The organism is Bacillus sp. AR8-1 (assembly GCF_008042345.1).
GTDB lineage: Bacteria > Bacillota > Bacilli > Bacillales > Bacillaceae_G > Bacillus_A > Bacillus_A cereus.
This window is the reverse complement of sequence record NZ_QNUB01000056.1, coordinates 80,788-91,105: the sequence shown is the minus strand read 5'-3', so window position 1 is coordinate 91,105 and position 10,318 is coordinate 80,788. Positions and strand designations below refer to the sequence as shown.

The following is a 10,318-nucleotide window of genomic DNA, read 5'->3' as shown; positions in this document are numbered from 1 at the left end:
GGGTTTCCCAACACTCTGAATAAAAAAGAGTACGATACGTACTCTTTTTTTTGGGGGGAATTATAATCCATCTTGAACAGATTTCTTTACAATTACCCATGTGTCTTTCTTTTTAACCGTTATAGCTACATTAGTTCCATTAGATTCCTTATAAAAGATATATCCATTGTTTGAGTTTACATATGTTACTGGTTCGCCTATGCAATCTCGCGAGCAGGATTTGTTGACCAATTCAATTAGGGATAGTTCGCTTGGATCGGTTTTGCTTGCTTCTATAACAGCATCAAGGCTTGTTTTTCGATAACCTTGCAAGTTTATATGAAAAAGCTGCTCTATTTCTCCTGTAATGCTAGTATTCATTACTTCTACTGAATTCTTTTTTTCTTGAAGAAAGCCGTTTTCATAAAGTAATTTTGTATAGCCAATCCATGCTATTAACACTAGCATGAAAAACATACCCGTCATTTTAAGTATTCGAAGTCGTTTGCTTATAATTGTTTCTGAGTATTTCATTCACTCTAATCCTCCAATGTTTTTAATTTAAAATATGCTTGGATACATACTTTTAGAAGAGGATGAAAGTTAATGAGTTTTTAATAAAAAAGAAAACATCCAGGGTTAGATGCTTTCTTTTTTTTGTATTTTTGGCTATCTGTTAGTTACTTGTTTCATAAGTGGTCTTATTTCTTTAACTGGTGGTTTCTTATCATAGGCATCAACGTAAGAAAAGTAGTAGTTTAAGTTTCTTAGAAGACCTTTTCCTATTTTTGCACTTAAGAAAGGAAAGACTTGTCCGGTATAATCATCGAGAGATTTACAGTAATATTTTTCATCTAAATATATACTGTATTTACATGTTAGTTCTACTAAAGGATTCCCTTCATCATCAAATACTTCTTTAGAATCAATAATATCTATTAGTGCAAATTTTTCATTTAAGTAAACTTTCTTTTTTTTCTCGTGTTTATTTGTAAGTATAAAAACGAGACCAATCGCGTTAATCAAACTATTTCCTCCTATAAAAAACGGATATTAATAAAATATATCGATATAAGCTAAATGTAAAGAGGAGAGGTGAAATATCATGGAGAGAAAACTAAATAAGCCGATTGGTGAGAGCTGATAATCAGTGGGGGATGAACAAACCCCTCACTGATTAAAGTTTCACTTTATTGAAAGACTTGCGGGAATTGTTTTACGATTGCGTTTGTTATCATGTCAGCCATTTCTAATGCTTCTTTTTCAATTTTATCGTAAAGTTTTACTCCTGCTTCATAATCTTTATTTAGGAAGGCAAGTGCTTCTGCTTTCGTTAGTGCTAAATGTTCATAAAACATTTTTCTAAATTCTTCTTTATCTATATATGGGTTGATACTGTTAAGAAATTCAATAATTGCGTCACCATTAGCGTACCATTTTTTCTCTATAGCGGCCGCTGCATTTTGATTACCAGCTTTTGCGGCTTTAACAAGATCCGCTGCAATTACTAAGTGATCTTTAATTAATGCACTATATTTTTTCACTGCATCCTCACCGTAAAATGGTTCAAGTGATAGTCCCATATGTGTTGCGTTTTGTAGAAGTCGTCCAACAGTAACATTAACATCTGGTAAATTAAATACTATACTTATAATAGCCAATCTCGTCCAAGCGACGTGTTGTTCCCATAAAGAACGCATATACCCTTTTAAAAAATTCTCATTTTTACTAATTCGGTAGTTACGTACGGATAAATCATAGTTTACATAAGGGTTATGGTAGGGGGAGTAATACGATTGCCAATAAGAATACATAAATAGTAACACTCCTTTGAACATGTATAACTCAAAGTATGATAAATATTTATTTTTAGTTACGTGTCCTAGATTATTTTTAGGGAATTTGAAATGGAGAAATTCAACGAATGATGTTGTGGTATATATGAATAAAATGAATATAAAGTAAAAGAGGGTCTGCAAGGGAAGTTACAGACCCTCAAAAGGGTATTGCCGAGATGTCGGACTCGACTACGTAATGTTATCATAAAATTCTTTTGAAAAAACCTGGTAAATGTGTCCAAATGAAATTGGTACCGTCATAAAGTCAAAGGGACCTGCTTCCCGCGGCAGGCCCCATTAACTAGATAATGTCGATGAGCAAAAACTCATCTGGAGTACTTTTATAGTAACAAGTAAAATGTGTTTTGTGTATTGAGAAAGAAGAATTGCATAATTATATGTGAACAATTTAAATCCCAACAATTTATGATTATCATTAATTGTTGGGATCTAAATATGGTTATAAAATGGAGAAAAGACTTAGAAGTGAGATCGAGGTACACAGAAGTATGTAATCATGAAAAAGACCTGCTAATATAAGCAGGTCAACTTAAGGGGTTTATCCAACAGATTATTATATATGGTAACAACTGAATTGTAGTAAGTCTATACATTTAATATTGAGAAAAATTCTGTGAATGATATATTTTTTGCACATATATTAACGTCTAAAAAGTTGAGAAAGAAAATTAAAAAGCTTTTTATAAGAGAATAATGGCTGGTACTTATAGTATGATTCATATTTCCACGCATCATTATTAGAGAATTGGAGTTTTTGTGTTTTCGTTTTTGCCTTGATGGAACTCATATTACGATGTTTCATATAGTAACCTCCTGAATTTATATGTATACGATTAGTAGTATTCAAGAAAGGGAAATAAAATGAACATTTAAATTGAAACTCTTTCTTCTTGTGTACTGGATTTACGTTATAAATGTTGTAAAACATATAAAATAATGATGCTAATTCATATTAAATAAGTGAAGAAACATAGAATAATGAAAAAACAATAAGCATCTAATCATCCCTTTCAAGTCGCATAAGTGATTGATATAATAGAAGTAGATGAAAGATAAAGAAAAGCGGGTGACTCTTTTTTGTTTACTAAAGCACAAGAACTTTTAGCGTCCTACTTTGGTTATTCTTCGTTTCGAAGAGGACAAGATGAAACAATTAAAAATGTACTAGATGGGAAAGATACGGTTTGTATTATGCCAACGGGTGGCGGTAAGTCGATTTGTTATCAAATTCCGGCATTAGTATTTGAAGGAACGACATTGGTTATATCGCCTCTAATATCACTTATGAAGGATCAAGTAGATACATTGGTACAGAATGGCATTTCAGCTACATATATTAATAGTTCTATATCTATTGCAGAAGCAAATCAGCGAATTCAATTAGCGAAACAAGGACATTACAAGTTACTTTATGTGGCGCCTGAGCGTCTTGATTCGATGGAGTTTGTTGATCAACTTATCGATATGAAAATCCCTATGATTGCGATTGATGAAGCACACTGTATTTCACAGTGGGGACATGATTTCCGTCCAAGTTATTTACATATACATCGCATATTAGATTATCTTCCAGAAAAGCCGCTCGTATTAGCATTAACAGCAACAGCAACACCGCAAGTACGTGATGATATTTGTAACACACTTGAAATTAATCAAGAAAATACAATTATGACAACGTTTGAGCGTGAGAACTTATCGTTTTCTGTCATTAAAGGGCAAGATCGAAATGCATATTTGGCGGATTATATTCGTCAAAATCAAAAGGAATCCGGGATTATATATGCAGCTACTAGAAAAGTAGTCGATCAGTTATATGAAGATTTGATGAAGGCAGGTGTTTCTGTATCAAAATATCATGCTGGTATGAGTGATAGTGATCGAAATGAGCAACAAGAACTCTTTTTACGAGATGAAGTAAGTGTAATGGTAGCAACATCTGCATTCGGGATGGGTATTGATAAATCGAATATTCGTTACGTAATTCATTATCAGCTTCCAAAAAATATGGAAAGTTACTATCAAGAAGCAGGACGTGCTGGTCGTGACGGATTAGATAGTACATGTATATTGTTATATTCTTCTCAAGATGTACAAGTACAGCGTTTTTTAATTGATCAATCAACTGGAGAATCACGTTTTTCAAATGAACTTGAAAAATTGCAAAATATGACCGATTACTGTCATACAGAACAATGTTTACAATCATTCATTTTGCAATACTTTGGAGAAGAACCGAAAGAAGATTGTGGACGCTGTGGTAATTGTACAGACAATCGCGAGAGCATCGATGTGACAAGGGAATCACAAATGGTTTTATCATGCATGATTAGAACGAACCAACGCTTTGGAAAGCAAATGATAGCGCAAGTATTAACGGGGTCGAAGAATAAGAAAGTTATTGAATTTAATTTTCATACTTTACCAACGTATGGGCTTTTATCGAACCGTAGTGTAAAAGAGGTCAGTGAGTTTATTGAGTTTTTAATTTCAGACGAGTTAATTGCAGTTGAACATGGCACTTATCCGACGTTAAAAGTAACTGAAAAAGGGAAAGAAGTATTACTTGGTAAAGAGAATGTTTTACGAAAAGAACGAGTAGAGACAAGACAAATTGTTCAAGACCATCCTTTATTTGAAGTGCTTCGTGAAGTACGTAAAGAAATTGCACAAGGAGAAGGTGTACCTCCGTTCGTTATTTTCTCTGACCAAACATTGAAAGATATGTGCGTGAAAATGCCGCAAAGTGATTCCGAATTGTTGACGGTAAAAGGTATCGGAGAACACAAACTTGTGAAATATGGCTCGCACTTCTTACAAGCAGTTCAGCATTTTATTGAAGAAAATCCAAATTATGCTGAAACGATTAAGACAGAAGTAGTTTCAGAGCGTAAAAAGTCAGGAAAAGCGTCCGCAAATTCTCATTTAGAAACGTATGAAATGTATAAACAAGGTATTGATTTGAATGAGATTGCAAAAGAACGCAACTTATCAAGACAAACAATCGAAAACCATTTAATTCGCTGCTACGAGGATGGAATGGAAGTAGAGTGGCAAAGTTTTGTTCCAGCAGAGTATGAATCTCTTATTGAAACTGCCGTTCAAAGTGCAGAGGGTGGTCTGAAATCTATTAAAGAACAGCTTCCGAATGAAGTGAGTTACTTTATGATTCGTGCTTATTTACAAATAAGAAAGTAGAGACATATAAAGGGGATAAGAATTTATGTATCATGTTTTCGTTTATGGCACGTTAAGAAGAGGACAAACGAATGCTCATTATATGCTAGGTGCAACATGCATTGCAGACAGAGCTTGGACATATGGAAAATTATTTGATACGAACGAAGGATATCCGGCCATGACTTATTCGATTGAAGAAAAGGTGTATGGAGAAGTTTATGTAGTAAATGATGAGATATTGTGTAAGTTAGATGAACTAGAAGAATATACAGGTAATGCGGAGACTGATTTATATGATCGAATTATGCAAACAGTATATGTTGCTGATAGAGAAATTGAGGCATATGTGTATATCGCTCAAGATAAAAAGATGTTAAAGAAAGTGATAGAATCTGGTGACTGGCTTATGTATCAAAAAATATAATAAGGTAGTTTTAAAAATTGGAAAGCAGATAATGACGAATTCATTATCTGCTTTTTATTGTGTGAATAATTGTCGTTCTCTTTTTATTCTTATAGTTCTTAGTACGATTCCAATTCCGAGAAATAAAACAGTAGCAGCGACCCCGCTAATAGGATTTAACCAAAAATCACTACTGTTTGTAAGGGTAATAATCCCTGTTATGGTAACTAAAACAGTAGGAACAGCATCCTCGATCGCATGCATGATAACGCATGGCCAGACGGATTTTGTAAGTCTATATATTTCAACATACATAATTGACCAACAAACCATAAGGATACAGCCAGATAAAAGCATATTTAATCTTGAGATAGATTCAAAATATTCATTTGGCAAAAAGACTATATAATATGCAGCATGCCAAAGTGCCCAAATTAAACCAGAAATAATATAAATGTACCAATCGTTTAGATTTAGTTCAATCAACTTTGGAGTTAAATAACCACGCCAAGAAAACTCTTCAAAAATATTTTTAATAAAGTTACCAATAGTAGACATGACTATGAGTGACAATAACGTGGATATATCAAAACTAGAAATATGAGCTACTCCAAAAATGAGCGATATGCTTATCGTTATTACTGTAACGAATGGATAAATAAGTAGTGCAGTGAAATACCATATAAAGTTTCCTTTCAAATTTGGCTTGATGCCAAAATCATTCCAATCTCGGCTAATAACTCTAAGTAAAATGCTTACGAGGAAAGGTAATATTAGCCATAACCCCATACCTAAAGTATTTCCTTCAGGTTGATTTGTTAGAAGAGAATCTAGAAATACCCCAATCCATCCACTGGCCAAAACAGTTAATACAAAAATAAGTAAATATAACTTTAGTGATTTCTTTTTCGCGACATTCATTTGAAGAGCCTCCTTTACTTTTGTTTATCCTACTATTTATGGGCAGTAAAACGCCCATTGATTAAAGTCTTTAATTTTTACAATGTTTTTTAATAGATAAATTAAATAGGAGACAAATAGAAAGTAGTATCTTTTGCATGCATCACTATACTATATGTGTATTTGTGTGATTTAGATGTTGCATATTCTTTTTAAATTAGAAAGATGAAAAGTAAGTTTTTTCGGAAAATTTAAATGGAAACTATTGACTTTATGATTGGATTTTTAATACAATGATACTTCGACTGAAAAATTAGAACGGACAGGAGGGAATCGGCGAAATGAGCAACATATTTGAAGATGAGTTACAAAAAATGAAGGATACTTTACATACGATGGATGAGCAATTGGATAAGCTTGAAAAAATCCCAGTTTATTATGGTGAAGATTTTAAAGAGCAAATTCTTGAAAGTATGAGGGAGTCTAATAGACAAAACTTACGTATTGGTGTGCAAGAGCCGTACTTTGGAAGGTTAGATTTTCAGGAAGATGGAAAAGAAGAAGTTATGCCGATTTATATCGGAAAAGTAGGAGTTTCGGATATGGACACGATGAAGCCAATCATTATCGATTGGCGGGCACCTGTCGCAAGTATGTTTTATTCATTTACCGGTGGAGACGAATTAGCATTTTATCAATCACCAGATGGATTAGTAGAAGGTGATGTGTATTTAAAACGAAACATTTCCATTCGAAAAAGAGAACTTGAACGTGTTGTTGATACATATGTAAAAGGAAATGAAGATGTATCGCATGCCGATGATTTTCTTCTATATCGATTAGGTGAGAATAAAGATAATAAGCTAAAGGATATTGTTTCAACGATCCAATCGGAACAAAATGATATTATTCGAGCGGAAAGAAATTTACCATTACTTATTCAAGGGGTTGCAGGGAGCGGAAAGACAACAATTGCTTTACATCGCCTTGCTTTTTTAATTTATGAATATCGTGAACAACTAGAAGCAGAAAGAATGATCGTATTTGCGCCGAATAGTCTGTTTTTAGACTATATTTCGAGTGTACTTCCTGAATTAGGTGTAGGGAATATTAATCAAACAACGTTTCCGGATTGGGCATTACGTACGTTAGATGATTCAGTTATACTAAAGCAGACAGAAGAAAAATTGAAAGAAGCATTTTCAATTAATCGTGATGAAAAGAAGGTAATGCTAGGTAAATTAAAGGGTACGTTGGAATTTAAGACGTATATTGAAGAGAGAATGATCCAATTTGAAAATGAGTTAGTTCCGACAAAAGATTTTGAGGCGTGGGATAGAGCGATTATTCCAGTAGAAGATATTAAAAAATGGATGCAAGTTGAATATAAACATTATCCTTTACAGAAAAGAAGAGAACGATTAGTAGGACGAATGAAGCGCTGGATTGAAATTGAGCTTAAAAAATTCGGGGAAACAAACGAGAAAAAATTACTTAAAAAAGAAGCGACTAAGAGACTGAACGCATATATGAAGTTTTGGCCGAAAATGAGTGCTCTTTCACTGTATAGTTCAATAGTAAAAAGTAAAGAAATACTTGAGGTATTACCTGAAGAACTTGTTAAAGAAACAGAAAAGAGTTGTCGTAAAAAAGAAGTGTATGTAGAAGATTTACCAGCTTTAATATACATACATCATCGTATAACAGGGATTGAAATCGGGCAGAAGTTTCATCACGTTGTTATTGATGAAGCGCAAGATTTTTCGCCTTTCCAAGTTTATGTATTAAAAGAAATTACATTAGGTAATTCTTTCACTATATTAGGTGATTTATCGCAAGCGATTTATGATTACCAAGGAATTGAAGATTGGAATGCTTTTAAGGAAGTATTCCAAGAAACCGGTTATTATGAATTGACAAGAAGTTATCGTTCTACAAAAGAAATTATTGAATTTGCAAATGAAATAATTAAAAATGCAGAAATCCCAGTAGGACTCGCAACACCAGTCTTCCGCAGTGGAGAAGATGTGAAAGTAATTCATGCAGAAAATCAATTTACTGAAATTGTGAAGACGGTAAAACATTTGCAAAATGCAGATGTGAAAACAATTGCGGTAATCGGAAGAACAGAAGATGAATGCCGTGATATATATGTGAAATTAACAAATGCAGGATTAACGGTCAACGTAATTGAAGCAAACCAAAGTAAATATGAAGGTGGTATATCAGTAGTACCTGTCTATTTAGCGAAAGGTTTAGAATTTGATGCGGTGCTTTTAATTGATGTGGATGAAGAACATTACAAAAACACAAAACATGATGCAAAATTACTATATGTCGGATGTACGAGATCACTTCATGACTTATGGATTTTCCATAGTGGGGAAGCGTCACCTTTAATTAAAGGATTAAAATAAAGTGGAACTATAATCAGTGGGGAGTTTTACTGCAAGCTAATGTGGGATAAATATAAAAAGAGGATTTTCTAGTACAGTATGAAGATCCTCTTTTTTATATTAAAATGGTAGACGAATTAATGACTTGAGCTGTTGTTTAAATGATATACGATGCTTTTTTCTAATTCCTTAGTTTGTTCTTTTTCCCATGTACGAACAGCATCTACTGGAGTTTGTGTATGTTTTAACCAATCTAGAATAAGGTGTAGTTGTTCTTGTATTTGACCAATGTTTTGCTCCTTTATGTTCTTATTCTGAATTCTATTAGTTAATTGAAGCATATAGGGAAGTTTTTCTATACATTCGCTTAAATCTCCGCAATAACCTGAAGGGAATTCATGTGTACCAAATTTTAAAGTATTGATGTAATTAGAAACTAGGTATATCATGGCTTTTTGTTCGGTATCACCACCTAATTCAATCGCTTTTCGAAGGGATTTTTCTAAATCGTCTTCTTTATTGCTAGAGTCCATATAAATTCCTATCCATCTAAAAGGTCTTGAATCAATCGGGTTGTTTTCTGTCCATCTATATAGAATGTCAATTAGAAAACTATTTAGTGAGAAAGTTAAGCCCTCATCTTTTTCGTTTAATGCATCTAAAATAGTAAACAGCGAAATAGCAAACTCTTCTTAATCTTTTGATTCCCATGTTTTTGCATTTGAAATAAATGTCTCTAAATGTTTATAAGCTAATTTTCGAAGTCCCGCTTCGCGATGCTGACAGTAACAAATAAAATCATGCCAATGCTCATTTGTATTCATATGTATAATAATAGTTTGTAATGTAGTGAGAGGTTTATCCATTATAAGTCCCCAATCTATTAAGAACGTGTTGAAAATTTAGTGTTATTATATCATTACATAAATTAAAAAGGGAGAGTTACTATGATTACAAAAGTAATTACGAAAAGTAATTGGGAAATCGCAAAAATAATTGGAAAAATTAATGAAGATTCCCTTATAGAAGAGGGATTTATTCATTGTTCATTAGTAGATCAAGCTTTAAGAGTTGCAGAAAAATATTTCAAGCATGAAGAAGATGTTTTATTACTTACAATTGATCCAGCCCTATTAAAAGCAGAAGTAAAATATGAACTTGCTTCAAACGGTCAAGAATATCCGCATGTTTACGGAGTAATTAATGTTGAGGCGATTGTAGAGGTTGTTCCATTTTCTAAAGAAAAAGGGGAATTTATATTACTTAAATCAGTTCGACTTTAGTAATAGGCGATGGAGTTCGCTATAATCGCTATATATAGCTAATGAATCCTATTGATAAACGAGATTTTTTGTTTATCAGTAGGATTTTTAATTTTATTCGAACAGACTTAAAAAGAGCACATTTGAATTGTGCTCTTTAAGAGAAAAGTGAATTAGGGTTTTTACTTCTAGATAATGTATGAGTAATTCATCATAATGTGACGATGAATCACAAAAGAGCAGTTAGAGTGGGAAGAATTTAAGATGGATTTTATTGGTCACGGGATCCAATCGATTGGTAATGAAGCAGTTCTAACAAGACTCATTATAGACTTTGAAGAT

At 33.0% G+C, this 10,318-nt stretch carries 9 protein-coding genes, 1 pseudogene and 1 riboswitch; of the genes and pseudogenes, 4 read left to right on the top strand and 6 right to left on the bottom strand.

Going from position 1 to position 10,318, the window contains the following annotated elements; all coding sequences use genetic code 11:
* Positions 1-60: 60 nt before the first annotated feature.
* The 4 genes from DN400_RS26975 to DN400_RS29710 form a co-directional block, all read right to left on the bottom strand.
* Positions 61-513 (bottom strand): hypothetical protein, encoded by a 453-nt coding sequence (locus tag DN400_RS26975; RefSeq protein ID WP_000877573.1) that lies wholly within the window; start codon positions 511-513, stop codon positions 61-63.
* Positions 514-648: 135 nt separating this feature from the next.
* Entirely contained in the window at positions 649-1,005 is a 357-nt protein-coding gene (locus DN400_RS26970) for a hypothetical protein (protein ID WP_000606231.1), read from the bottom strand.
* Between the two features lie 164 nt (positions 1,006-1,169).
* Positions 1,170-1,793 carry a hypothetical protein gene (locus DN400_RS26965; RefSeq protein ID WP_000287727.1) on the bottom strand — a complete coding sequence of 208 codons (624 nt, stop codon included), beginning with the start codon at positions 1,791-1,793 and terminating at the stop codon, positions 1,170-1,172.
* A gap of 685 nt (positions 1,794-2,478) precedes the next feature.
* Complete coding sequence (locus DN400_RS29710) at positions 2,479-2,640, bottom strand: hypothetical protein (RefSeq protein ID WP_000682739.1); 162 nt, start codon at positions 2,638-2,640, stop codon at positions 2,479-2,481.
* Between the two features lie 275 nt (positions 2,641-2,915).
* Between DN400_RS29710 and recQ the strand changes: the two genes are divergently transcribed.
* Complete coding sequence (recQ, locus tag DN400_RS26960; RefSeq protein WP_097997447.1) at positions 2,916-5,033, top strand: DNA helicase RecQ; 2,118 nt, start codon at positions 2,916-2,918, stop codon at positions 5,031-5,033.
* A 25-nt stretch (positions 5,034-5,058) separates the two neighbouring features.
* Positions 5,059-5,439, top strand: coding sequence for a gamma-glutamylcyclotransferase family protein (locus DN400_RS26955; protein ID WP_097914259.1), 381 nt, complete (start codon positions 5,059-5,061; stop codon positions 5,437-5,439).
* Between the two features lie 54 nt (positions 5,440-5,493).
* Here the strand turns inward: DN400_RS26955 and DN400_RS26950 are convergent, their stop codons facing one another.
* On the bottom strand, positions 5,494-6,339 hold the full coding sequence (locus DN400_RS26950) for a CPBP family glutamic-type intramembrane protease (protein ID WP_097997449.1): 846 nt from the start codon (positions 6,337-6,339) through the stop codon (positions 5,494-5,496).
* A 320-nt stretch (positions 6,340-6,659) separates the two neighbouring features.
* Here DN400_RS26950 and DN400_RS26945 point away from each other — a divergent pair, with 320 nt between their 5' ends.
* Positions 6,660-8,735, top strand: coding sequence for a HelD family protein (locus DN400_RS26945; protein ID WP_098256152.1), 2,076 nt, complete (start codon positions 6,660-6,662; stop codon positions 8,733-8,735).
* A 116-nt stretch (positions 8,736-8,851) separates the two neighbouring features.
* Here the strand turns inward: DN400_RS26945 and DN400_RS26940 are convergent.
* Positions 8,852-9,580: pseudogene (locus tag DN400_RS26940) on the bottom strand (hypothetical protein).
* Positions 9,581-9,661: 81 nt separating this feature from the next.
* On the opposite strand from DN400_RS26940, the gene DN400_RS26935 reads away from it, so the two are divergent.
* Positions 9,662-9,997, top strand: a complete 336-nt coding sequence (locus tag DN400_RS26935) for a DUF952 domain-containing protein (RefSeq protein WP_000629080.1) — start codon at positions 9,662-9,664, stop codon at positions 9,995-9,997.
* Positions 9,994-10,055: riboswitch (Fluoride riboswitch) on the top strand. Its footprint overlaps the gene before it by 4 nt.
* Positions 10,056-10,318 lie beyond the last annotated feature (263 nt).

Coding starts and splice junctions, on each gene's coding strand:
- DN400_RS26975 (WP_000877573.1), bottom strand. CDS start 513: ATGAAATACTCAGAAACAATTATAAGCAAACGACTTCGAATACTTAAA.
- DN400_RS26965 (WP_000287727.1), bottom strand. CDS start 1,793: ATGTATTCTTATTGGCAATCGTATTACTCCCCCTACCATAACCCTTAT.
- DN400_RS29710 (WP_000682739.1), bottom strand. CDS start 2,640: ATGAAACATCGTAATATGAGTTCCATCAAGGCAAAAACGAAAACACAA.
- DN400_RS26955 (WP_097914259.1), top strand. CDS start 5,059: ATGTATCATGTTTTCGTTTATGGCACGTTAAGAAGAGGACAAACGAAT.
- DN400_RS26950 (WP_097997449.1), bottom strand. CDS start 6,339: ATGAATGTCGCGAAAAAGAAATCACTAAAGTTATATTTACTTATTTTT.
- DN400_RS26945 (WP_098256152.1), top strand. CDS start 6,660: ATGAGCAACATATTTGAAGATGAGTTACAAAAAATGAAGGATACTTTA.
- DN400_RS26935 (WP_000629080.1), top strand. CDS start 9,662: ATGATTACAAAAGTAATTACGAAAAGTAATTGGGAAATCGCAAAAATA.